Genomic DNA, 22,948 nt, shown 5'->3' with positions numbered 1-22,948 from the left:
CCGCGCGATCGTCTCGTCATTTTTCAGGCAGGATGACCATGACCCTCATCGTCACCGGTGCAGCCGGTTTCATCGGCGCGAACATCGTCAAGGCGCTCAACGAGCGCGGCGAGTCGCGCATCATCGCGGTCGACAATCTGACGCGCGCGGACAAGTTCCGTAACCTCGTCGATTGCGAGATCGACGACTATCTCGACAAGACCGAATTCGTCGAACGCTTCGCGCGCGGCGATTTCGGCAAGGTGCGCGCGGTGTTCCACGAAGGCGCCTGTTCGGACACGATGGAAACCGACGGCCGCTACATGATGGACAACAACTTCCGCTACAGCCGCGCGGTGCTCGATGCGTGCCTCGCGCAGGGCGCGCAGTTCCTGTACGCGTCGTCGGCGGCGATCTACGGCGGCTCGACGCGCTTCGTCGAAGAGCGCGAGGTCGAGGCGCCGCTGAACGTGTACGGCTACTCGAAGTTCCTGTTCGACCAGGTGATCCGCCGCGTGCTGCCGAGCGCCAGGAGCCAGATCGCCGGGTTCCGCTACTTCAACGTGTACGGTCCGCGCGAGACGCACAAGGGGCGCATGGCGTCGGTGGCGTTCCACAACTTCAACCAGTTCCGCGCGGAAGGCAAGGTCAAGCTGTTCGGCGAGTACAACGGTTACGCGCCGGGCGAGCAGACGCGCGACTTCGTGTCGGTGGAAGACGTCGCGAAGGTCAACCTGTTCTTCTTCGATCATCCGGAGAAGTCGGGCATCTTCAATCTCGGCACGGGCCGCGCGCAGCCGTTCAACGACATCGCGTCGACGGTCGTCAATACGCTGCGTGCGCTCGACAACCTGCCGCCGCTCACGCTCGCGCAGCAGGTCGAGCAGGGCTTGATCGAATACGTGGCGTTCCCCGATGCGCTGCGCGGCAAGTACCAGTGCTTCACGCAGGCCGACCAGACGAAGCTGCGCGCGGCCGGCTACGACGCGCCGTTCCTGACGGTGCAGGAAGGTGTCGATCGCTACGTGCGTTGGCTGTCCGGCCAGGTTTAAGCGCGCGCGTCGCATCGCTAGACTGGGTCTCACGGTCGGCAGCCGCCGGCCGCTTTCATCGGAGATCCAGCACATGATCAGGAAATGGTTGGCCGCCGCGGCGCTGTCCGGCGTGATCGCGTCGGCCTGGGCGGCCGTCGACGTCAACACCGCGAACGAAAGCGCGCTCGTCGGCATCAGGGGAATCGGCCCGGCGCGGGCCAAGGCGATTCTGGACGAACGCAGCGCACGTGGCCCGTTCAAGAGCGCGGACGACCTCGCATCGCGCGTGAAGGGAATGGGCGGCCATACGGTCGAGCGTCTTCAACAGGAGGGCTTGACCATCGGCGCGGCAGGCGCGGCCGTTGCGGGCACGGCTGCTGCCGGCAAGCCGGCAGCACCGAAGCCGGCCGCCGCGGCCGCCCGCACCCCACAGAAGTAGCGCACGCGCCACCACAAGATCCTTCAGGCGCCGTCGTTGGACGGCTTCCCGCGGCATGCCGCGGGTTTTTTGCGTGGCCCGTCGCGCGTGCGCGATCGCGCATCGCATCGCACCGGTATTCCATCGCCGCGAAGGGGTTGCCCGCGCGAGCGTCGGTGCTGGTTTACAATCGATCGATTGATCGGCCTCGCACTCACGGTATCCCATGGCTTACAAAACGATTGAAGACACGATCGGCAACACCCCGCTCGTGCAACTGGTCCGCCTGCCGGACGACGAGATTCGCGCGCGCAACAACGTCGTGCTCGCGAAGCTCGAAGGCAACAACCCGGCCGGCTCCGTGAAGGATCGTCCGGCGCTGTCGATGATCAGCAAGGCGGAAGCGCGCGGCCGTATCAAGCCGGGCGACACGCTGATCGAGGCGACGAGCGGCAACACGGGCATCGCGCTCGCGATGGCCGCTGCGATCCGCGGCTACAAGATGGTGCTGGTCATGCCGGAGGATCTGTCGGTCGAGCGCCGCCAGAGCATGGCCGCGTACGGCGCGGAAATCATCCTGACGCCGGTGAAGGGCGGCATGGAACTGGCGCGCGACCTCGCCGAGCAGATGCAGCGCGAAGGCAAGGGCGTGATCCTCGACCAGTTCGGCAACCCGGACAACCCCGTCGCGCATTACGAGTCGACCGGTCCGGAGATCTGGCGCGACACCGAAGGACGCGTCACGCACTTCGTGTCCGCGATGGGCACGACGGGCACGATCATGGGCACGTCGCGCTATCTGAAGGAGCAGAATCCGGCGATCGAGATCATCGGCGCGCAACCGGAAGACGGCTCGCGCATTCCGGGCATTCGCAAGTGGCCGGAAGCCTACATGCCGACGATCTTCGATCGCAGCCGCGTCGATCGCGTCGAGAACGTGAGCCAGGCCGCGTCCGAAACGATGGCGCGCCGGCTCGCGGCCGTCGAAGGCATTTTTGCCGGGATCTCGTCGGGCGGCGCCTGCGAAGTCGCGATGCGCATCGCGCGGCAGGTCGAGAACGCGACGATCGTGTTCATCGTCTGCGACCGCGGCGACCGTTACCTGTCGACCGGCGTGTTTCCTGCGTGATCGCGGCCCACGGCCGCACGCCGTCGAGCCGATGAAAAAAGCGCCGCATCGAGCGGCGCTTTTCGTTTGTGCGAACGCTGCTTATTGCGCAGACGGGTCCGTGTCGGCGGGCGGCAGCGGCAGTGCGCCGCTCGCCTCCATTTGCGCTTTCACCGCTTCGCCGAGCTGATACACGCTGAGCGCGTAGAAGAAGCTGCGGTTGTAGCGCGTCAGCACGTAGAAGTTCTTCAGCCCGAGCATGTACTCGGTCGCGTGTCCCGGCGACGGCAGGTCGACCACGGTGACCGGCGTACCGGCTTCGGTCGTGATGTTGACGGTCGGCTCGTTGAGCGTCATGCCGGCGCGCAGCAACTGCGACAGCGCCCAGTGCGGTTCGGGCTGACCGTCGGCGGCGGCTTGCGCGATGCCGAGGCTGCCGGTGTCCGGCGTGATCCGCCAGACCACCGGGCGATCGGTTTCCCAGCCGTGCTGCTTCAGGTAGTTCGCGACGCTGCCGATCGCGTCGGCAGGACTACTGCGCAGATCGACGTGGCCGCCGCCGTCGTAGTCGACCGCGTATTCGCGGATGCTGCTCGGCAGGAACTGCGGAATGCCGATCGCGCCCGTGTACGAGCCGAGCACGGTGGTCGGGTCGAGCTGGCTGTCGCGCGTCCAGACGAGGAAGTCCTCGAGGTTCTTGCGGAACGTCGCCTGGCGGCTGTCGCGATTCGGCGTGTCGGGATAATCGAACGTGAGCGTCGTCAGCGCATCGAGCACGCGGAAGTTGCCCATGTAGCGCCCGTAGATCGTTTCGACGCCGATGATGCCGACGATCACTTCGGGCGGCACGCCGAACTCTTGCGACGCGCGCTGCAGCGTCGCACGGTTCGCCTTCCAGAATTTCACGCCGGCATTGATGCGGATCGGCTCGATGAAGCGCGAACGATAAACGCGCCAATTCTTCACCGACGGCGTGGGCGCGGGCTTCACGAGCTTCACGGCGGTCGCCGAATAGCTGACGCGCGAGAACAGCGCATGCAGGCTCGCGGCGTCGAAGCCGTTGCGGCTCACCATCTCGTCGATGAATGCATCGACCTTCGCGTTGTTCGCGTAGCGCTGCGGAACGATTTCTTCTTCGAAGGTCTGGCCTTGCGGCGCCGGCTGCTGCGGTTGGGCCTGCGCGACGAGCATGCCGGCGGGCTTCGTCGGCTGCGTCTGCGCGTGCGCGGGCGAGACCGCGGCCGCGGCGGCGAGCGCAGCGGCGACGAGTGGAGCGCGAACGTGCAACAGCGTGGAGAGAAGGGCGGCGGGCTTGCTGGAATTCATGTCGAAGCGGGCGGACAGGGCGGTGGGGTACGGTGCAGTATACCCGACGCATCCCGCGCGCCGGGACGTGGCGGCGCAGCGTTGTGGTAAGTTAGCGGCGAATTCGCGGCAAGACGATGGACATCATTGATGGAGACCTGCGGCGCACCCGACGCCGCGGATGACAGCTTATGGCAACCGCCTTCTATACGCACCCCGACTGCATGCTGCACGAGATGGGAGAGTGGCATCCGGAATGCCCGGCCCGATTGTCGGCGATCCAGGATCAGCTGATCGCGAGCCGCATCGACGACCTGATCGTGCACGAATCCGCGCCGTTCGCGAGCGAGGTCGCGTTGGGTCGCGTGCATACGCAGGCTCATATCGACTATATCCGCAGCATGACGCCGGTCGACGGCTACGTCGAAATCGATCCCGACACGCTGATGAATCGCGACACCTGGCGCGCCGCGTTGCGCGCGGCCGGCGCCGCGATCGCGGCGACCGATGCGGTGATCGAGGGCCGCTACGCGAATGCGTTCTGCAGCGTGCGGCCGCCCGGTCATCACGCGGAGCCTGCGCGCGCGATGGGCTTTTGCTTCTTCAACAACGTGGCGATCGCCGCGCGGCACGCGCTCGACGTCCACGGCCTCGAACGCGTCGCGATCATCGATTTCGACGTGCATCATGGCAACGGCACCGAAGCGGCGTTCGCGAACGACGAGCGCGTGCTGATGTGCAGCTTCTTCCAGCATCCGTTGTACCCGTTCTCGGGCGCCGACCATCAGGCGCCGAACATGGTCAACCTGCCGATGCCCGCGCGCAGCAACGGGATGGCGGTGCGCGAAGCGGTCGACATGTTCTGGTTGCCGCGGCTCGATGCGTTCAAGCCGCAGATGGTGTTCGTGTCGGCCGGCTTCGACGCGCATCGCGAGGACGACATCGGCAATCTCGGGCTCGTCGAGGCCGATTTCGAATGGCTGACCGCGCAGATCGTCGAGGTCGCGCGCCGGCACGCGCAGGGCCGCATCGTCAGCTGCCTCGAGGGCGGCTACAACCTGTCGGCGCTCGGGCGCAGCGTCGTCGCGCATCTGCGCGCGCTCGCCGGCGTCTGACGCGCGCGGCGAGCTGCCGCGCATCGGCAAGCGGTCGCGGCTGCGCAGCTTGCCGGCCGCGACCGCGCCGCGCGACCTGCGCGGCTACCGGCGGGCGCAGCGCGTCCACGCAGCCCGCGCGACCTCAGCCGGCCGGCGCGTGCGCGTGAATCCACGCGATCAGCGCATCGATCACGCGCTCGCGCTCGAGATCATTCATCGTTTCGTGGAATCCGCCTTCGTAGAGCGTCAGCGTGCGATCGGGCGAGCCGACGTGCGCGCCGAACGCGCGGCTGCCGTCGGGTTCCGTCAGCTTGTCACTGGTGCCGTGATAGATGAGCACCGGCACGCGCAGCGAGCCGCGGCCGCGTTCGATGCGCGCCATCGCGTCGAGGAGTTCGGCGCCGGTGCGCGCGGGCACCGCGTCGTGGTGCACGAGCGGGTCGGCCCGATTGGCCGCGACGATCGCCGGATCGCGCGACAGCAGCGCCGCATCGATCCTGATCGCGGGGAAGCTCGGCCACACGCGGCTGATGAAGCGGCTCATCGCCAGCATCCAGCGCGGCACGTCGCGCCCTGGCGCGAGCGCCGGGCTCGACAGCACGAGGCCAGCGAGCGTGTGGCCACTGGCCGGCAGGCGTTCGATCGCATACAGCGCCGCAATGGCGCCGCCCATGCTGTGCCCCATCAGGAAGAGCGGCGTATTGCCGCGCGCGGCTTCGGCAACCAGCGCATCCGCGTCGTTCAGGTAATCGTCGAAGCGCTCGACCCACGCGCGCTTGCCCGGCGACCGGCCGTGCCCGCGCAGGTCGATCGCCAGCACCGAGATGCCCGCCGCGTTCAGCCGTGCTGCCAGCCGCTCGTAGCGCCCCGCATGTTCGGCGAGGCCGTGTACGAGCGCGACCGACGCGCGCGGCGGCGCGCTGCCGTCCGCGGCCGGCCAGCGGTACGACGCCAGTTCGAGCCCGTCCGCGGTGCGCAGCCGGCCCATTCGCGCCGGGGGACACGCGGCCGGATCCCCGGCTGCGATGGCGGCTGCGGCGGCTGCAGCGTCGGGCGGCGTGATGGCGCTCATCTGGCGGTCTCCTTGTCGATTGATATTGGTGTTCCGGATCATAGTCGCGGCCTTCGCGCGCGGGAGCCGCGGCGCGCCTCTAATTTCACTGGGTTATGAAAAGAGCGAAATTGATTATTAAGGGGAATGAGGTGTTTGCGGTAAAATCGCCGGCTATTCCAGATGCATCTGGCGGCTGACCGGCGACCCTCGCCTGCCGGCCGCCGTTTTGTTTACATGATCGAATTACGCAATCTGTCGCAGCGTTTTCCCGGGCCGTCCGGCTGGGTGGACGCATTGCACAACGTCAACCTGTCGATTCCGCAGGGCGAGGTGTTCGGCATCATCGGCCGCAGCGGCGCCGGCAAGAGCACGCTCGTGCGCACCATCAACCTGCTCACGCGGCCCACCGAAGGCAACGTCGTCGTCGGCGGGCGCGATCTCACGGTGCTGCCGGCCGGCGCACTGCGCGAGGCGCGCCGCGAAATCGGCATGATCTTCCAGCACTTCAACCTGCTGTCGTCGCGCACGGTGTTCGACAACGTCGCGCTGCCGCTCGAACTGGCCGGCGCGAGCCGTGCCGAGATCGAAGCCGCCGTGCTGCCGCTGCTCGAGCTCGTCGGGCTGTCCGCGCAGAAAGACCGCTATCCGGCCCAGATCAGCGGCGGCCAGAAGCAGCGTGTCGGCATCGCGCGCGCGCTCGCGAGCAAGCCGAAGGTGCTGCTGTCGGACGAAGCGACGTCGGCGCTCGATCCCGAAACCACGCGTTCGATCCTCGATCTGCTCAAGCGCATCAACCGCGAGCTGGGCCTCACGATCGTGCTGATCACGCACCAGATGGAAGTGATCAAGCAGGTATGCGATCGCGTCGCGGTGCTCGACGCGGGCCGCGTGGTCGAGCAGGGGCGCGTGATCGACGTGTTCCTGCAACCGCATCACGAAGTGACGCGCGCGCTGATCGGCGACGTGATCGCGCAGGAGCTGCCGCCGGCGCTGAAGGCGCGCGTGGCCGAGCGGATGAAGACCGGCAGCGGGCATCTGTTGCGGCTCGCGTTCACCGGCACGGGCGTCGACCAGCCGATCCTGTCGGAAACGATCCGCCGCTACGAGCTCGATTTCAACATCCTGCACGGCCAGATCGACGAGATCCAGGGTCAGGCGTTCGGGTCGCTCGCGGTGCTCGCCGGCGGCGAGCCGGGCAAGGTCGGGCAGGCGCTCGCGTTCCTGCGCGAGCAAGGTGTCGTGGTAGAGGAGCTTTCGTATGTTGAGTGAGATGTTCGATATGTTCGTGCAGTCGTTCTGGGAGACGCTGATCATGGTCGGCATCTCCGGGGCGGTCGGTGCGCTCGTCGGGCTGCCGCTCGGCGTGCTGCTCTATCTGACCGACCGCCAGGGCGTGCTGCAGAACCTCGGCGTGAATCGCGTGCTCGGCGGCCTCGTCAACGCGGTGCGCTCGACGCCGTTCATCATTCTGCTGGTCGCGGTCATTCCATTTACGCGGCTCGTCACCGGCTCGTCGATCGGCACGGCCGCGGCCGTCGTCCCGCTGACGCTCGCGGCGGCGCCGTTCATTGCGCGGCTCGTCGAGACGGCGTTGCGCGAAGTCGATCGCGGGCTGATCGAGGCCGCGCAGTCGATGGGCGCGACGACGTCGCAGATCGTCTTCAAGGTGCTGCTGCCCGAGTCGCTGCCGGGCATTGTCGCGGGTCTGACGATCACGTTCGTGTCGCTGGTCGGCTATTCGGCGATGGCCGGCGCGATCGGCGGCGGCGGGCTCGGCGATCTCGGGATCCGCTACGGCTACCAGCGCTATCTGCCGGAAGTGATGTGGACGGTGGTCGCGATCCTCATCGTGTTCGTGCAGATCGTGCAATCGTTCGGCGACTGGCTCGTACGCCGGCTGAGCCACAAGTAAAAAGACCTTCATCCTTCGGGGGAGACGATGCAACGACGCTTCATGCTCAAGTTCGCGGCCGCCATTAGCGCGGCTGCACTGTTCGCGAGCGCGCATGCGCAGGCCGAAACGATCAAGGTCGGCGTGACGGGCGGCCCGCACGCGCAGATCATGGAATACGTGAAGAAGGTCGCGGCGCGAAGCGGCCTCGACATCCGCATCGTCGAATTCTCCGACTACGTGCAGCCGAACGCGGCGCTCGCCGCGGGCGACCTCGACGCGAACAGCTATCAGCACGACCCGTATCTGCAGGCGCAGGTGAAGGACCGTGGCTACAAGCTGATCAAGGTCGCGGATACCGTCACGTTCCCGATGGGCATCTACTCGAAGCGCGTGAAGTCGCTGGCCGAGCTGGCGCCCGGTGCGCGCGTCGCGGTACCGAACGATCCGACCAACGGCGGCCGCGCGCTGCTGCTGCTGCAGAAGCAGGGGCTGCTGAAGCTGCGCGCGGATGCGGGGCTGAAGGCGACGCCGCTCGACATCGTCGACAATCCGCGCAAGCTGAAGATCGTCGAGCTCGATGCGGCGCAGATCCCGCGCTCGCTCGGCGACGTCGACGCGGCCGCGATCAACACCAACTACGCGATGGAAGCCGGGTTGAAGCCGAAGCAGGACGCGATCGCGATCGAGGGCCCGAACGGTCCGTACGCGAACGTCCTCGCGATTCGCGAAGCCGACCGCGCGCGACCGTGGGTGGCGAAGCTCGTCGCGGCCTATCGGAGCCCGGAAGTGAAGCAATTCATCGAACAGAAGTTCGGCGGCGCGGTGATCGCCGCCTGGTAAGCAGTCAGCGCGAGATGCAGGGCGCGCCCGGTGCCGATTAGAGTCGATGATCCAAATCCCGGGCTTTGCGCCCGGGTTTTTTCTCTTTTAAAATAGAACGATCGTTCGCTATTACCGGCGCGCCGTCGAGGAGCGCTATCCTCGGCGGCCATGATGGGCCCGCTTGGCCGCGCAATCACGGGGCCTCGCTATAGAATGGCCTCTGGTCGTATTCGTAACTTTGGAGCGTGTGCATGAAAATCCTGGTGCCAGTGAAAAGAGTGGTCGATTACAACGTGAAGGTCCGCGTGAAGTCGGACAACACGGGCGTCGACATCGCGAACGTGAAGATGTCGATGAACCCGTTCGACGAAATCGCCGTTGAAGAGGCGGTGCGCCTGAAGGAAGCGGGCGTGGCGACCGAAGTGGTCGCGGTTTCGGTGGGCGTGACGCAGGCGCAGGAAACGCTGCGCACGGCGCTGGCGATCGGCGCGGACCGCGCGATCCTGGTCGAGTCGACCGACGGCGTCGAGCCGCTGGCCGTCGCGAAGATCCTGAAGGCGCTGGTCGACAAGGAGCAGCCGCAGCTGGTGATCCTCGGCAAGCAGGCGATCGACGACGACTCGAACCAGACGGGCCAGATGCTGGCTGCGCTGGCAGGTCTGCCGCAGGCGACGTTCGCTTCGAAGGTCACGGTCGCCGATGGCAAGGCCACGGTCGCACGTGAAGTCGACGGCGGTGCGGAAACGCTGTCGCTGACGCTGCCGGCGGTCGTCACGACCGACCTGCGTCTGAACGAGCCGCGTTACGTGACGCTGCCGAACATCATGAAGGCGAAGAAGAAGCCGCTGGAAACGGTCAAGCCGGAAGACCTCGGCGTGGACGTGACGCCGCGTCTGAAGACGCTGAAGGTGGCCGAGCCGCCGAAGCGCGCGGCCGGTGTGAAGGTGCCGGACGTGAAGACGCTGGTCGAGAAGCTGAAGACCGAAGCCAAGGTGCTGTAAGAGGGAGCGGAAAGAAATGACGATTCTGGTGATTGCAGAACACGACAACGCGTCGATCAAGGCCGCGACGCTGAACACGGTCGCAGCGGCAGCGAAGATCGGCGGTGACATCCACGTGCTGGTCGCAGGCCACAACGCGCAGGGCGCGGCGGACGCGGCAGCGAAGATCGCAGGCGTGTCGAAGGTGCTGCTGGCCGACGCGCCGCAGCTGGAAGCTGGCCTGGCGGAAAACGTCGAAGCCACCGCGCTGAACATCGCGAAGGATTACTCGCACATCCTGGCGCCGGCGACCGCGTACGGCAAGAACGTCGCGCCGCGTATCGCCGCGAAGCTGGACGTCGCGCAGATCTCGGACATCACGGCCGTCGATTCGGCCGATACGTTCGAGCGTCCGATCTACGCAGGCAATGCGATCGCGACGGTGCAGTCGAGCGATCCGATCAAGGTCATCACGGTGCGTGCGACCGGTTTCGACCCGGTGGCGGCCGAAGGCGGCAGCGCAGCGGTCGAGAAGATCGACGCGGCGGCAGACGCCGGCAAGTCACAGTTCGTGAGCCGTGAAGTGACGAAGCTGGACCGTCCGGAGCTCACCAGCGCGAAGATCATCGTGTCGGGCGGCCGCGGTCTGGGCAGCGGCGAGAACTACACGAAGGTGCTGGAGCCGCTGGCGGACAAGCTGTCGGCAGCACTCGGCGCTTCGCGCGCGGCGGTCGACGCCGGCTACGTGCCGAACGACTATCAGGTCGGCCAGACCGGCAAGATCGTCGCGCCGCAGCTGTACATCGCGGTCGGCATCTCGGGTGCGATCCAGCACTTGGCCGGCATGAAGGATTCGAAGGTGATCGTCGCGATCAACAAGGATCCGGAAGCGCCGATCTTCAGCGTGGCCGACTACGGCCTCGTCGGCGATCTGTTCACGCTCGTGCCGGAGCTCGTGAGCGCGCTGGGCTGATGCTGCGCGCCGCTGCGGCGGTGTGCATGTTCGAAGAGGGGGCGCGATGAGCGCCCCTTTTTTGTTGTGGTGTCGCTCGAGACGAGCGGTTGTCGTTGGCCGGGCAGGACCGCGATCGTATGGTGCCGTGTGGAACGGATCGTCGTGCACGCGCAATTGGCGGCGTCGACGCGCTCGACGGGCGACGAGCGCATGCGCCGGTTGGCTGTAGCCTCGTGGCGGGTCGCCGCTCGCACCGCCATTTTCGCTCGCCGAAACGAGAAAGGCGCCCGAGGGCGCCTTTCTTGCCGATGCAGCGGGCCCGTATCGCCACGGGCCGTTCCGGCTTACGCGTATGCGGGACGCGTCTGGCCGGCCACTTCGTTCAGGTAGCGATGCACCGACAGGTCGTCGGCCTGGATCGCCGGCTTCTTGCCCGAGATCAGGTCGGCGAGCAGCTGGCCCGAACCGCACGACATCGTCCAGCCGAGCGTGCCGTGGCCGGTATTCATGAACAGGTTCGACACCGGCGTGCGGCCGACGATCGGCGTGCCGTCCGGCGTCATCGGGCGCAGGCCCGTCCAGAACGTCGCCTTCGACGTGTCGCCGCCGCCGGGGAACAGGTCGTTCACGCACATTTCGAGCGTTTCGCGGCGCGCGGCGCGCAGCTTCTTGTCGAAGCCGACGATCTCGGCCATCCCGCCGACGCGAATGCGCTGGTCGAAGCGCGTGATCGCGATCTTGTAGGTCTCGTCGAGCACCGTCGACACCGGCGCGGCCGCCTCGTTGACGATCGGCGCGGTGATCGAATAACCCTTCAGCGGATAGACCGGGATCTTCATCAGCTTCGACACGAAGTTGGTCGAGTACGAACCCAGCGCGACGACGTATGCGTCGGCGCGCACCGTCTCGCTGCCGCATTGCACGCCGGCGATCTTGCCGCCTGCGATCGCGAGCGCGTCGATCGGCGTGTTGTAGCGGAACTTCACGCCGAGCGATTCCGCGAGCGCCGCGAGGCGCGTCGTGAACAACTGGCAATCGCCCGTTTCGTCACCCGGCAGGCGCAGGCCGCCGGTGAGTTTGTGCGATACGGCGGCGAGGGCCGGTTCGGCATTCTTCAACTCGGCCGGCGACAGCAGTTCGAACGGCACGTTCGCTTCGCGCAGCACCGCGATGTCCTTCGCCGCGCCGTCGAGTTGCTGCTGCGAGCGGAACAACTGCAGCGTGCCGCCCGTGCGGCCTTCGTACTCGATGCCCGTATCGGCGCGCAGCGCCTGCAGGCAATCGCGGCTGTATTCGGCGAGACGCACCATGCGGCCCTTGTTGACTGCATAGCGCTCGGGCGTGCAGTTGCGCAGCATCTGCCACATCCATTGCAGCTGGAAGCGCGTGCCGTCGAGGCGGATCGCGAGCGGCGCATGCTTTTCGAACATCCACTTGACCGCCTTCAGCGGCACGCCGGGCGCGGCCCACGGCGCCGCATAGCCGGGCGAGATCTGGCCCGCGTTTGCGAAGCTCGTATCGAGCGCCGGGCCGGCCTCCCGGTCGATCACCGTGACTTCATGACCGGCGCGCGCAAGGTAATACGCGCTCGCCACGCCCACCACACCGCTGCCCAGAATGACGACTCGCATAGCTGCTCCAGATGGAAGGAATCAGGTCGAGGCCGGGCGCACCTGCGGCTCCGTGTAACCTCTAGCTGATCTAGTTGTTTGCGCTATGGTATTGTTGAATATGTAGGTTTTGTTATTGTATTTTTCAGATTTTCAGCACAAACACATGAGAACGCAACGTCAGCCGGTACGCACGCTCGACAAGCTCGACCGGCGCATCCTCAAACTGCTCCAGAACGACGGCCGGATGGCGATGAAGGACCTCGCGGAGCAGGTCGGACTGACCGTGACGCCGTGCATCGAGCGCGTGCGGCGCATGGAGCGCGACGGCGTCATCACCGGTTATCACGCGCGCGTCGATCCGAGCCAGCTCGGCGCGGCGCTGCTGGTGTTCGTCGAGATCACGCTCGGCCACAAGGGCGGCAACATGTTCGAGCAGTTCCGCCGCGAAGTGATGAAGATCGACGAGGTGCTCGAGTGCCATCTCGTGTCGGGCGACTTCGATTACCTGATCAAGGCGCGCATCGGCGAGATGGCCGACTATCGCAAGCTGCTCGGCGACATCCTGCTGCAACTGCCCGGCGCCGTGCAGTCGAAGAGCTATGTCGTGATGGAGGAGATCAAGGAGACGATGACGATTCCGGTCGGCGAATGACCGCGGCCGCGCCGGCGTAGTCGGTTCCGTTCGGCTCCTCCTTGGCATGCTTCACCCAATACTGTATAAATGTACAGTATTGGGTGAAGGCGAATGGGTGAGCGCATGGACGGTCGATCCGACAACGAATTTCCGATCGCGCCGCCCGTGCCCCGCAAGGGGCGCGGCGCGGTCGACAACCTGCAAGGGCGGTACGAGACGGCGCTGCGCGAGGCGGTGGACGATGGCTGGACGCACGAAGCGGACGATGCCGATCTCCCCGCGCCGTTGCGCACGCAGGTGTTCGAGGAGCGGGCCAAGAGCATCCTCACGCGCAATCAGTCGCCGGACATTCCGTTCAGCGTGTCGCTCAATCCGTATCGCGGCTGCGAGCACGGCTGCATCTACTGCTTCGCGCGGCCCACGCATAGCTATCTCGGCCTGTCGCCCGGTCTCGATTTCGAGAGCCGCATCTACGCGAAGGTCAATGCCGCCGAATTGCTCGAGCGCGAGATCGCGCGCAAGCGTTTTGTGCCCGAGCCGATCGCGCTCGGCGTCAACACCGATGCGTATCAGCCGGTCGAACGCGATCTGCGCATCACGCGCAGCGTGATCGAGGTGATGCACGATCACGGGCTGCCGTTTGCCGCGATCACGAAGTCGTCGCTGATCGAGCGCGATCTCGATCTGCTCGGGCCAATGGCCGAGCGCGGTCAGGTCATGGCCGCAGTCACCATCACGACGCTCGACGCCGATCTCGCGCGCACGCTCGAGCCGCGGGCGGCGACGCCGGCGCGCCGCCTGCGCACGATTCGCGCGTTGCGCGACGCCGGGGTGCCGGTGGGCGTCAGCATTGCACCGATGATTCCGTTCGTCACCGAGCCCGACATGGAACGCGTCCTCGAGGCCTGTGCGGATGCCGGCGCGACACATGCGAGCTACATTGTGCTGCGGCTGCCGTGGGAAGTCGCGCCGTTGTTCAAGAACTGGCTGGCCGCGCATTTCCCGGACCGCGCCGAGCGCGTGATGAATCGCGTGCGCGACATGCGCGGCGGGAAGGAGTACGACTCGGATTTCTCGAAGCGGATGAAGGGCGAGGGTATCTGGGCCGATCTGTTGCGTCAGCGCTTCCGCCAGGCCGTCAAGCGGCTCGGGCTGAATGAGCGCGGGAACGGCGTTCTCGACATGTCGCGGTTTCGCGCTGCGGCGCCCGCGCGCGTGAGCGCGCAGCTGGCGGCGGCGAGCCGCGCGAAGCCGCGCGACGATACGCAGCTGAATCTGTTCTGAACTGAACGCGCGCGGCGGCGCTTATTGCGAAATCTGCTTGGCGGCTTCGACTTGCGACTCGAAGTACGTCTGGAACGACAGGGCGAGTGCGGTCATCAGCAGGAACGCGCCGATCAGCAGCGAGAAGATCACGACGAAGATCACCGTCCAGCCGGAGCGGCTGTGCTTGCCCGTATCGGCATTGAATTGCGCGTCCCACTTTTCGTCGGGGCGCAAGCCGTATACCAGCGCGGCGAGAAACGCGGCCAGCAGCGAGATCGCGCCGGGCACGGCGAGCCACCAGCCGAGGCCCGCGCTGCGCTGAGTCGCGGCGAGCAGCATGAACCCCGGGATTCCGATGATCGTCGCGAGCAGATGCGCCCAGCCGTACACGTCGCGAAAGCCGTACAGATAGAAGCGGTGCGCGCCGAGCGAGCCGAACAGGAACGCGAGGGCGGCGGTGAGCGTCTTCGAGCGAAAGCGGCGGGACGGGGCGGTGCTGCTGGACATGGGCGGCGGCGGAATTATCGTGGGGATCGGTGGCCGGCGTACCGGCCTGGGCGCGCGGCCCGGCACGCATTCTACGATGCGCGATCGGGTGCGGTCACTGGTTGCCTGCGTCAAGGTGCCGCATAGGTGACGCGGTAGATGGCGCCCGCGTAATCGTCGCTGATGAGCAGCGAGCCGTCGGGCAGCGGCAGCACATCGGTCGGGCGTCCCCATACGGAGCCGTCCGCGCGCAGCCAGCCGGTGACGAACGGAGTCTGACGCGCGTGGCTGTCGTCGGCCGACACCACCACGCGCATCACGCGGTAGCCGGCCTTCGTGCTGCGATTCCACGAACCGTGTTCGGCAATGAAGATGTTGTTGCGGTACGACGCGGGAAACATCGGCCCCGTGTAGAAGCGCATCCCGAGCGCCGCGACATGCGCGCCGAGTTTCAGCACCGGCGGCACGTAGCGGCGGCACACGTCGGGGCCGCCGAATTCGGGGTCGGGGGTGTCGCCGCCGTGGCAGTATGGAAAACCGAAGTCGAGGCCTGCGCGGGGCGCACGATTCAGTTCATCGTCCGGCAGGTCGTCGCCCATCAGGTCGCGGCCGTTGTCGGTGAACCACAGGTCGCCCGAATCGGGATGCCACGCGAAGCCGACCGTATTGCGCACGCCGCGCGCAAATACCTCGCGGCCGCTGCCGTCGGCGTTCATGCGGGCGATGAGCGCGTATCGGTTGCGATCGGCGGCGCACACGTTGCACGGCGCGCCGACCGGCACGTAGAGCTTGCCGTCGGGCCCGAACGCGATGAATTTCCAGCCGTGATGGTGATCGGTCGGCAGTGCGTCGGTCACGACCGCCGGCGCGGGTGGCGCGGCGAGGCGGTCGTCGATGTGTTCGATGCGCAGGATGCGCGACACAGCGGAGATGAACAGCGTGCCGTCCCGATAGGCGACGCCCACCGGCATGTCGAGGCCGGTGGCGACCACGTGGCGGGCGACGATCCGGCCGTCGCGCATCACGAATGCATGCACGCGGCCTTCCCGCGTACCGACATATAGAATGCCGCGCGGCGACCACGCCATTTCGCGGGCGGCCGGGACCGCGTCGGTCAGCAGCTCGACGCGAAAACCGGGCGGCGCGACCAGTTCGCGCACCGGCGGCGCGGCGCAGGCCGTCGCAGACGCGACGCACAGCACGAGACCGGCCAGCAAGCCGGCGAGATGGGGCTGCGTGCGGTGTGCCGGGATGGCGCGAAGGGGCGGCATGGCATCGGGCGGCGTCACGGACACGACGATTGTATGCCGGCCCCACAACGCGTCCGTCGAATTTTTGCGCGTAAGTGTTTGTTGTGGCGTTGGTTTCCGGCTATAATCGCACGTTTCAGTAGTTTCGAACCCGGTTTTCCCGAAGGATTTCATATGGTTATCATCCGTCTGGCTCGTGGCGGCTCGAAGAAGCGCCCGTTCTACAACATCGTCGCTACCGATTCGCGCAACCGTCGTGACGGTCGCTTCATCGAGCGCGTCGGCTTCTACAACCCGGTCGCCACGAAGGGCGAATCGCTGCGTATCGCTCAGGATCGTCTGACGTACTGGCAAGGTGTTGGCGCGCAACTGTCGCCGACCGTCCAGCGTCTCGTGAAGGAAGCGCAAAAGGCGCAGCCGGCTGCCTAACATGGCGCGGCGTACCGGTCGTACCGGCTGCAAGGAGCATTGATGTCCGGTCGCGATTCCGGTAATGCAAGGCGCGGGCGAGCGTCGTTTGGCGCATTCGTCCGCAAGCCGGTCGAGCGCGGCGCTGCCGCGAGCACCGGTGCGGCTGCCGAGCAAGGTAGCCTCGAAGCGGCGCAGGACTGGCCCGACGATGCAGTCGAGGTCGGCGCCGTGGTCGACGCGTACGGCCTGAAAGGCTGGATCAAGGTGGCGGCGCATGCCGACGCCGGTCGCGGCGGCGATGCGCTGCTCAGCGCGCGTCGCTGGTGGCTCGAACGCGGCGGAGAGCGGTTGTCCGTCCGCATTCTGCAGTCGAAGACGCACGGCGACACGGTCGTCGCGCAACCCGCGGGTGTCGACGACCGCGATGCCGCGCTGGCTATGCGCGGCTTTCGCGTGTTCGTGCGCCGGGAAGATTTCCCGGCGTTGGCCGCGGACGAATTCTATTGGGTCGACCTGATCGGCCTCGAGGTGGTCAACGAGCAATCGGTGTCACTCGGGAAGGTCAGCGGAATGATCGACAACGGCGTGCATTCGATTCTGCGCGTCGAGTATCCGACGATCGGCAAGGATGGTGCGCCGGCCACCGACGAGCGGCTGATTCCGTTCGTCGGCGTATATGTCAAAACGGTGGATCAGGCGGCCCGTCGCATCGTCGTCGACTGGGAAGCCGATTACTAAATGAACCAGGCTACGGAGCGCGCGGTGCAGTTCGATGTCGTCACGCTCTTTCCCGAGATGTTCCGTGCGCTGACCGACTGGGGTATCACCAGCCGGGCCGTGAAGCAGGAGCGCTTCGGGCTGCGCACCTGGAATCCGCGTGATTTCACGACGGACAACTACCGCACGATCGACGATCGTCCGTACGGCGGCGGTCCGGGCATGGTGATGCTCGCAAAGCCGCTCGAGGCTGCGATCGGCGCCGCGAAGGCGGCGCAGGCGGAGCAGGGCATCGCGAGCACGCGCGTGGTGATGATGTCGCCGCAGGGCGCGCCTTTCACGCACGAACGTGCGGTGCGCATGGCGCAGGAGCCGGGCGTCGTCGTGCTGTGCGGCCGTTACGAGGCGATCGATCAGCGTCTGCTCGACCGATGTGTGGACGAGGAGATCAGTCTCGGCGATTTCGTGCTGTCCGGCGGCGAGTTGCCGGCGATGGCGATGATGGATGCGGTCGTGCGTCTGCTGCCCGGCGTGCTGAACGATGCGCAGTCGGCCGTGCAGGACAGCTTCGTCGACGGCTTGCTCGATTGTCCGCATTACACGCGCCCCGAGGAATACGAGGGGATGCGCGTGCCGGACGTGCTGCTCGGCGGGCATCATGCCGAGATCGAGAAGTGGCGGCGCCAGGAAGCATTGAGAAACACGTTGCGGAAGCGGCCGGACCTGATCGTCCGGGCGCGCCGCGAGAAGTTGCTGAGCCGCGCCGACGAGGCGTGGCTTGCGAACCTCGCACGCGAAGCGAAAAACGCCTCCTGAGGCGGTTTCGCGGGCGGGAAATGGCGGTGCCGGGCATGCGTGCGCGGCACCTGATGTGAATCCATCCTCTATCGGGGCCAGGCCTGGAAGCAGGCGGGCGCAAACGCCGACAAGATGGCTTTAGGAGTCAGTGATGAATCTGATTGCAAAACTTGAGCAGGAAGAGATCGAGCGCGCGCTCGCCGGCAAGACGATCCCCGAATTCGCCCCGGGCGACACGGTGATCGTGAACGTGAACGTGGTTGAAGGTAACCGCAAGCGCGTTCAGGCTTACGAAGGCGTCGTGATCGCGATTCGCAACCGCGGCCTGAACTCGAACTTCATCGTCCGCAAGATCTCGTCGGGCGAAGGCGTCGAGCGTACGTTCCAGACCTACTCGCCGCTGCTGGCGAGCATCGTCGTGAAGCGTCGCGGTGATGTGCGTCGTGCGAAGCTGTACTACCTGCGCGAGCGTTCGGGCAAGTCGGCTCGAATCAAGGAAAAGCTGGTGTCGAAGGATCGCACGGCAGCCGCTTCCCAAGAGTAAGAGCTGTAAGGAAAAAGCACCCAACCGGGTGCTTTTTTCATTCTGGCGCGACAATATGCTCGATACGACACGCGAACCCGAGAGTCCCATTGAATCGCCGCCCCATCATTGATCCCGAAGTGCTGCCGGTCGAAGGCACCGGCGCCGGCTTGCCGTCCATCGATTCACGGTTGCTGACGCCGTCCGGCCTGCGCGAACGATTCGCGCGTACGCTCGAATGGAGCGTCGAGCCGGGCGAGGCGCGGCTGCAGGAAGGCGTCGACCCGCGTAGCGCCGCCGTCCTCGTGCCGCTCGTGGCGCGCGAAACCGGCCTCACCGTGCTGCTGACCCAGCGTGCCGATCACCTGAACGATCATGCCGGACAGATCAGCTTTCCCGGCGGGCGTCGCGAGCCGTACGACCGCGATGCGGTCGCCACTGCATTGCGCGAGGCCAACGAAGAAATCGGGCTGGCCGCCGAGCCGGTCGAGATCCTCGGTGCGCTGCCCGACTACCTGACCGGCACCGGCTTCTGCGTGACGCCCATTGTCGGGCTCGTGCATCCGCCGTTTACCGTGCAGGCCGACACGCTCGAGGTCGCCGAGATCTTCGAGGTGCCGCTGGCGTTCCTGATGAGCCCCGCGAACCACCAGGTGCGCGTGTTCCGATGGGAAGGCGGCGAGCGTCGTTTTTTTGCGATGCCTTATCCGAGCGTCGAAGCGGCCGGGCATTACTTCATCTGGGGCGCAACTGCCGGCATGTTGCGCAATCTGTACCGCTTCTTGGCCGCCGGCTAGCGTCGCGCCTAGCCGCGCGCCCGTGCACCGCCGTCGCGAGCCCGCGCCGACAGCATGCTGCAGCTTACGCTGTGCTATCGTTATGCAAAAAAGTGACATAACTCCGAAGACGGCGCACGCATGACTTTCTTTTCGGTTCTCCTCGCTCTCATCATCGAACAGGTACGCGCGTTGTCGCCGAGCAATCCGGTGTTCGCGCTGTTCCAGTTTCATGCGGAAACCGTCGCACATGGCCTCGACGCCGGCAAGCAGAAACACGGCGTGCTCGCATGGCTCGCAGTCGTGCTGCCGTGGGTGCTGATCGTCGCGCTGGTCTACTTCCTGTTGTACAAGGTGAGCTTCGTGCTCGCCTTCATCTGGAACGTCGCCGTCGTCTATTTCACGCTCGGCTTTCGCCAGTTCAGCCATTACTTCACCGACATCCATCTCGCGCTCAACAACGATGACGTGCCGCGCGCGCGTGAGATCCTGCACGAGTGGACGGGCCTCGATACGGTCGACATGCCGGTCAGCGAAATCGTCCGGCACACGCTGATCCATGCGGTCGTTGCATCGCATCGGCACGTGTTCGGCGTGTTCTTCTGGTACGTGCTGCCGCTCGGTCCCGCGGGCGCCGTGCTGTACCGGATCTCCGAATATCTCGCGCGCAGCTGGTCGACGCCGGGCGACGAACGCACGGCTGCGTTCTCGACCTTCGCGCAACGCGCGTTCTTCGTGATCGACTGGATTCCGTCGCGGCTGACCGCGCTCGGCTTCGCGATCGTCGGCAACTTCGAGGATGCGATCTACGCGTGGCGCAATCACACGCGCCAGTGGCCCGATGCGAACGACGGCGTCCTGCTCGCCGCCGGCAGCGGCGCGCTGGGCGCGCGTCTGGCCGGGCCGCTCGCGGAGCCGTCGAGCCTCGACGCGCTCGCGGTCGGCGACAGCGGTCCGGTGACGGTCGGCGACGACTGCACGCCGCGCACGTTGCAATCGGCGGTCGGCCTCGTGTGGCGCGCGGTGATCCTGTGGATGATCCTGCTGCTGATGCTGACGCTGGCCGTGTGGGTTTCGTGACAGTAATCCCCGCTGCGCGATGAACCAAGGCCGGCTCGATGCCGGCTTTTTCGCTGTGGCGCGGTGCGGTGCGTTCAGTCGGCGAGCGGATCGCGGGCGGCGCCGCATTGCCAGCACGCGGTGAACTGCGCGCCGAGCGTTTCGCCGCATTGGCGGCAACGCCACGGCGCGGCGTCGGCGGGCGGGCCATCGGCGGCCGCGTCGAGCAGCCGCCGCGCGAGCGCGTCGTCGCGTTCGTCGTCGAGCCACAGCTCGGGCGCGCACGCGTCGGCGGGCAAGCCGCCCAGCGCGCCGGTCGCATAGCGGTTGTGCAGTTCGCAGCCGATGCCGGCTGCCTGCAGCACGTTGGCCCAGTGCTGCGCGGTCGCGAGATCGGGGGCCTTGAAACGCATCGCGGCTCCTGTCGGTAAAGGCCGGCCTTTCCGGGCCGGACGTCTTCCCGTCCGCCGCGACGTCAGCGGACGATCTGGCTTGCCTCGTGCACCAGCTGCGCGTACAGCGCATGGCGCGACGGAGCAATGTGGCCGTCGGACACCGCGGCGAGAATCGCGCATCCGGGCTCGTGCAGATGATGACAATTATAGAAACGGCAATCGCCGAGCAACGGCCGGAATTCCGGGAACGCGCGCTCGAGGCGCCCTTCGGTCAGATGGTACAGGCCGAATTCCTGGAAACCGGGCGAGTCGATCAGCGCGCCGCCGCCGTCGAGCGGATAGAGGCGCGTGAACGTCGTCGTGTGGCGACCGCTGTTCAGCGCCGCCGAGATCTCGCGCGTCGCGGCTTCGGCATCCGGCACGAGCAGGTTCACCAGCGTCGACTTGCCCATCCCCGACTGGCCGAGCAGGATCGTCGAATGTCCGGCCAGGTGCGGCATCAGCTGCGCGCGCGCCTCGTCGGGCGCGCCCTTGACCGACAGCTCGAGCACGTCGTAGCCGAGCGCGCGATAGGGCGCGAGGCGCTCGCGCGCGACCGGCAGCGCCGCCTCGACGTCGATCTTGTTCAGCACGACGAGCGGCTTCAGTTCGTTCGCTTCGGCCGCGATCAGCGCGCGGCCGAGCAAGTCCTCGCTGAAGTACGGTTCGGTCGCGAGCACGATCAGCAACTGGTCGAGGTTCGCGGCGAACAGCTTCGACTTGAACTGGTCGGAGCGGTACAGCAGGTTGCGCCGCTCGCCGATCTCGACGATCACGCCCTGATCGGCCGACGCATGCTCGTACACGACGCGGTCGCCGACCGCGATCTCGCTCTTCTTGCCGCGCGGGAAACACTGGAGCATCGGGCCGCCGTCGTCGGGGGCGACGATGTAATGGCGCCCGTGTGCGGCGATCACGCGGCCTTCGACGCGCGCTGCGCCGGACGCGCGCGCGGCGGGCTTGCGGGAAGTCGGTCGGCTCATGCGTGTCGCATCAGGCGATCGATCCGCTGCGAAGCCGGCGGATGCGAATAATAGAAGGCCGTGTAGACGGGGTCGGGCGTCAGCGTCGACGCATTGTCCTCGTAGAGCTTCACGAGCGCGCTGACGAGATCCTGCGCGTCGGTCTGGCTCGCCGCGAACGCGTCGGCTTCGAACTCGTGCTTGCGCGACGTGAGGCTGCTGAACGGCGTCGCGAAGAACAGGAACACCGGAATCGCGAGGAAGAACAGCACGAGCGCGGCGCCTGCGTTGCTCGAGTCGAGCGACGGCGTGACGCCGAGCCCCGTATAGAACCACGCGCGCTGCGCGAGCCAGCCGAGCAGGGCGAGCAGCACGAGGCTCAGCACGAACGACACGAGCATGCGCTTCATCACGTGGCGACGCTTGAAGTGGCCGAGCTCGTGCGCCAGCACCGCTTCGATTTCCTGTCCGGACAGCCGCGCGAGCAGCGTGTCGAAGAACACGATCCGCTTCGAGGCGCCGAAGCCGGTGAAGTACGCATTGCCGTGCGCCGAGCGGCGGCTGCCGTCCATCACGAACAGCCCCTTGGCCGCGAAGCCGCAACGCTTCATCAGCGCTTCGATGCGGGTGCGCAGCGCGTCGTCCTTCAGCGGTTCGAACTTGTTGAAGAGCGGCGCGATGAAGGTCGGGTAGATCAGCAGCACGAGCATCTGGAACGCGACCCAGACGACCCAGGTCCACAGCCACCACAGGCTGCCGGCCTGGTTCATCAGCCACAGCACGACGAACAGCAGCGGCAGGCCGAGCACGGCGCCGAGCAGCGTGTTTTTCAGCATGTCGGTGAAGAACAGGCGCCGCGTCATCCGGTTGAAGCCGAAGCGCTGCTCGATGCCGAACTGGCGGTAGTACTCGAACGGCACGTCGATGACGCTCGTGATCGCGAGCACCGCGGCGACGAGCGCGACCTGCTGGCCGTAGCCGCGACCGAACCAGCCGGTCAGCAGCGTGTCGAGCGCGCCGACGCCGCCGAGCAGCGTCAGCCCGACCAGCACGGCCGCGCTGACGACGATCTCGGCCATCGCGAGCCGCGTGCGCTCGACCGTGTAATCGGCCGCACGCTGGTGGGCGCTCAGCGCGATGGTCGCGCTGAATTGCACGGGTACGCCGTTGCGGTGCGCGGCGACGAAGCGGATCTGCCGCGACGCGAGCCACAGCTTGGTGACGACCATCGCGAGCACGGCGATCGCGAACAGCAGGGTGAACGAAAAGGGTGACATCGAAGGCGCCAAAGGGTTCTATGCGAGAATTATATGTTCTTGCGGACCGGGGCCGCTCACGCGATGCCGGCCGCCCGGGCGGCGCCATGCGCCGTC

General features: G+C 66.5%; 25 protein-coding genes. 17 read left to right on the top strand and 8 right to left on the bottom strand.

The window, feature by feature from the left end; all coding sequences use genetic code 11:
• The first annotated feature begins 38 nt into the window (after nt 1-38).
• The 3 genes from rfaD (at nt 39) to cysM (ending at nt 2,560) form a co-directional block, all read left to right on the top strand.
• A complete protein-coding gene (rfaD, locus tag AK36_RS24125) occupies nt 39-1,031 on the top strand; it encodes an ADP-glyceromanno-heptose 6-epimerase (RefSeq protein WP_011883833.1) in 993 nt (330 codons plus the stop codon).
• Nucleotides 1,032-1,104: 73 nt separating this feature from the next.
• Nucleotides 1,105-1,452, top strand: a complete 348-nt coding sequence (locus AK36_RS24120) for a ComEA family DNA-binding protein (protein ID WP_045579344.1) — start codon at nt 1,105-1,107, stop codon at nt 1,450-1,452.
• 205 nt (nt 1,453-1,657) lie between these two features.
• Nucleotides 1,658-2,560 carry a cysteine synthase CysM gene (gene cysM, locus AK36_RS24115; protein WP_011883837.1) on the top strand — a complete coding sequence of 301 codons (903 nt, stop codon included), beginning with the start codon at nt 1,658-1,660 and terminating at the stop codon, nt 2,558-2,560.
• 81 nt (nt 2,561-2,641) lie between these two features.
• On the opposite strand, the gene mltB is transcribed toward cysM, so the two are convergent.
• Complete coding sequence (mltB, locus tag AK36_RS24110) at nt 2,642-3,865, bottom strand: lytic murein transglycosylase B (protein ID WP_045579343.1); 1,224 nt, start codon at nt 3,863-3,865, stop codon at nt 2,642-2,644.
• Between the two features lie 170 nt (nt 3,866-4,035).
• Between mltB and AK36_RS24105 the strand changes: the two genes are divergently transcribed.
• Complete coding sequence (locus tag AK36_RS24105) at nt 4,036-4,959, top strand: histone deacetylase family protein (protein ID WP_011883840.1); 924 nt, start codon at nt 4,036-4,038, stop codon at nt 4,957-4,959.
• 124 nt (nt 4,960-5,083) lie between these two features.
• Here AK36_RS24105 and AK36_RS24100 read toward each other — a convergent pair whose 3' ends face one another.
• Entirely contained in the window at nt 5,084-6,013 is a 930-nt protein-coding gene (locus AK36_RS24100) for an alpha/beta hydrolase (protein WP_011883841.1), read from the bottom strand.
• A gap of 216 nt (nt 6,014-6,229) precedes the next feature.
• Between AK36_RS24100 and AK36_RS24095 the strand changes: the two genes are divergently transcribed.
• The 5 genes from AK36_RS24095 (at nt 6,230) to AK36_RS24075 (ending at nt 10,664) form a co-directional block, all read left to right on the top strand.
• A complete protein-coding gene (locus tag AK36_RS24095; protein ID WP_034194145.1) occupies nt 6,230-7,264 on the top strand; it encodes a methionine ABC transporter ATP-binding protein in 1,035 nt (344 codons plus the stop codon).
• Complete coding sequence (locus tag AK36_RS24090) at nt 7,254-7,907, top strand: methionine ABC transporter permease (RefSeq protein ID WP_011883843.1); 654 nt, start codon at nt 7,254-7,256, stop codon at nt 7,905-7,907. Before AK36_RS24095 ends, AK36_RS24090 begins: the two co-directional genes overlap by 11 nt.
• A 27-nt stretch (nt 7,908-7,934) precedes the next feature.
• A complete protein-coding gene (locus AK36_RS24085; protein ID WP_011883845.1) occupies nt 7,935-8,729 on the top strand; it encodes a MetQ/NlpA family ABC transporter substrate-binding protein in 795 nt (264 codons plus the stop codon).
• A 233-nt stretch (nt 8,730-8,962) separates the two neighbouring features.
• Complete coding sequence (locus tag AK36_RS24080) at nt 8,963-9,712, top strand: electron transfer flavoprotein subunit beta/FixA family protein (RefSeq protein WP_011883847.1); 750 nt, start codon at nt 8,963-8,965, stop codon at nt 9,710-9,712.
• Between the two features lie 16 nt (nt 9,713-9,728).
• Complete coding sequence (locus AK36_RS24075; RefSeq protein ID WP_045579342.1) at nt 9,729-10,664, top strand: electron transfer flavoprotein subunit alpha/FixB family protein; 936 nt, start codon at nt 9,729-9,731, stop codon at nt 10,662-10,664.
• A 326-nt stretch (nt 10,665-10,990) separates the two neighbouring features.
• On the opposite strand, the gene AK36_RS24070 is transcribed toward AK36_RS24075, so the two are convergent.
• Complete coding sequence (locus AK36_RS24070; RefSeq protein ID WP_011883851.1) at nt 10,991-12,277, bottom strand: D-amino acid dehydrogenase; 1,287 nt, start codon at nt 12,275-12,277, stop codon at nt 10,991-10,993.
• A gap of 145 nt (nt 12,278-12,422) precedes the next feature.
• Here AK36_RS24070 and AK36_RS24065 point away from each other — a divergent pair, with 145 nt between their 5' ends.
• Together AK36_RS24065 and AK36_RS24060 are read left to right on the top strand one after the other, a co-directional pair.
• Nucleotides 12,423-12,911: an Lrp/AsnC ligand binding domain-containing protein gene (locus AK36_RS24065; RefSeq protein ID WP_011883853.1), complete on the top strand. Its 489-nt coding sequence runs from the start codon at nt 12,423-12,425 to the stop codon at nt 12,909-12,911.
• 93 nt (nt 12,912-13,004) lie between these two features.
• Nucleotides 13,005-14,177 carry a PA0069 family radical SAM protein gene (locus AK36_RS24060; protein WP_041493794.1) on the top strand — a complete coding sequence of 391 codons (1,173 nt, stop codon included), beginning with the start codon at nt 13,005-13,007 and terminating at the stop codon, nt 14,175-14,177.
• Nucleotides 14,178-14,198: 21 nt separating this feature from the next.
• On the opposite strand, the gene AK36_RS24055 is transcribed toward AK36_RS24060, so the two are convergent.
• Both AK36_RS24055 and AK36_RS24050 read right to left on the bottom strand, forming a co-directional pair.
• The gene (locus AK36_RS24055; RefSeq protein WP_011883856.1) at nt 14,199-14,666 is read right to left on the bottom strand and encodes an NINE protein; all 468 of its coding nucleotides are present in this window, start codon (nt 14,664-14,666) and stop codon (nt 14,199-14,201) included.
• Between the two features lie 110 nt (nt 14,667-14,776).
• A complete protein-coding gene (locus tag AK36_RS24050) occupies nt 14,777-15,916 on the bottom strand; it encodes a PQQ-dependent sugar dehydrogenase (protein ID WP_045579502.1) in 1,140 nt (379 codons plus the stop codon).
• Nucleotides 15,917-16,069: 153 nt separating this feature from the next.
• On the opposite strand from AK36_RS24050, the gene rpsP reads away from it, so the two are divergent.
• The 6 genes from rpsP (at nt 16,070) to AK36_RS24020 (ending at nt 20,200) form a co-directional block, all read left to right on the top strand.
• Nucleotides 16,070-16,324, top strand: coding sequence for a 30S ribosomal protein S16 (rpsP, locus tag AK36_RS24045; protein WP_006476550.1), 255 nt, complete (start codon nt 16,070-16,072; stop codon nt 16,322-16,324).
• Nucleotides 16,325-16,366: 42 nt separating this feature from the next.
• A complete protein-coding gene (gene rimM / locus AK36_RS24040; RefSeq protein WP_045579341.1) occupies nt 16,367-17,044 on the top strand; it encodes a ribosome maturation factor RimM in 678 nt (225 codons plus the stop codon).
• Nucleotides 17,045-17,839: a tRNA (guanosine(37)-N1)-methyltransferase TrmD gene (trmD, locus tag AK36_RS24035; RefSeq protein ID WP_011883859.1), complete on the top strand. Its 795-nt coding sequence runs from the start codon at nt 17,045-17,047 to the stop codon at nt 17,837-17,839.
• A 133-nt stretch (nt 17,840-17,972) separates the two neighbouring features.
• Nucleotides 17,973-18,365 (top strand): 50S ribosomal protein L19, encoded by a 393-nt coding sequence (gene rplS / locus AK36_RS24030; protein WP_011883860.1) that lies wholly within the window; start codon nt 17,973-17,975, stop codon nt 18,363-18,365.
• Between the two features lie 89 nt (nt 18,366-18,454).
• Entirely contained in the window at nt 18,455-19,141 is a 687-nt protein-coding gene (locus AK36_RS24025) for a CoA pyrophosphatase (RefSeq protein WP_045579340.1), read from the top strand.
• Between the two features lie 120 nt (nt 19,142-19,261).
• Complete coding sequence (locus AK36_RS24020) at nt 19,262-20,200, top strand: CobD/CbiB family protein (RefSeq protein WP_011883864.1); 939 nt, start codon at nt 19,262-19,264, stop codon at nt 20,198-20,200.
• A gap of 74 nt (nt 20,201-20,274) precedes the next feature.
• Here AK36_RS24020 and AK36_RS24015 read toward each other — a convergent pair whose 3' ends face one another.
• The 3 genes from AK36_RS24015 to AK36_RS24005 form a co-directional block, all read right to left on the bottom strand.
• Entirely contained in the window at nt 20,275-20,592 is a 318-nt protein-coding gene (locus AK36_RS24015; protein ID WP_011883866.1) for a putative signal transducing protein, read from the bottom strand.
• 62 nt (nt 20,593-20,654) lie between these two features.
• Complete coding sequence (gene rsgA / locus AK36_RS24010) at nt 20,655-21,596, bottom strand: ribosome small subunit-dependent GTPase A (RefSeq protein WP_045579339.1); 942 nt, start codon at nt 21,594-21,596, stop codon at nt 20,655-20,657.
• Nucleotides 21,593-22,852, bottom strand: coding sequence for a M48 family metallopeptidase (locus tag AK36_RS24005; RefSeq protein ID WP_011883870.1), 1,260 nt, complete (start codon nt 22,850-22,852; stop codon nt 21,593-21,595). The genes rsgA and AK36_RS24005 overlap by 4 nt, the downstream gene beginning before the upstream one ends.
• Nucleotides 22,853-22,948: the final 96 nt, after the last annotated feature.

Origin of the sequence: Burkholderia vietnamiensis LMG 10929 (genome assembly GCF_000959445.1) — a bacterium.
In the GTDB taxonomy this organism is placed as follows: domain Bacteria; phylum Pseudomonadota; class Gammaproteobacteria; order Burkholderiales; family Burkholderiaceae; genus Burkholderia; species Burkholderia vietnamiensis.
The sequence above is the reverse complement of the archived record's forward strand: the minus strand, read 5'-3'. Positions and strand labels throughout refer to the sequence as shown.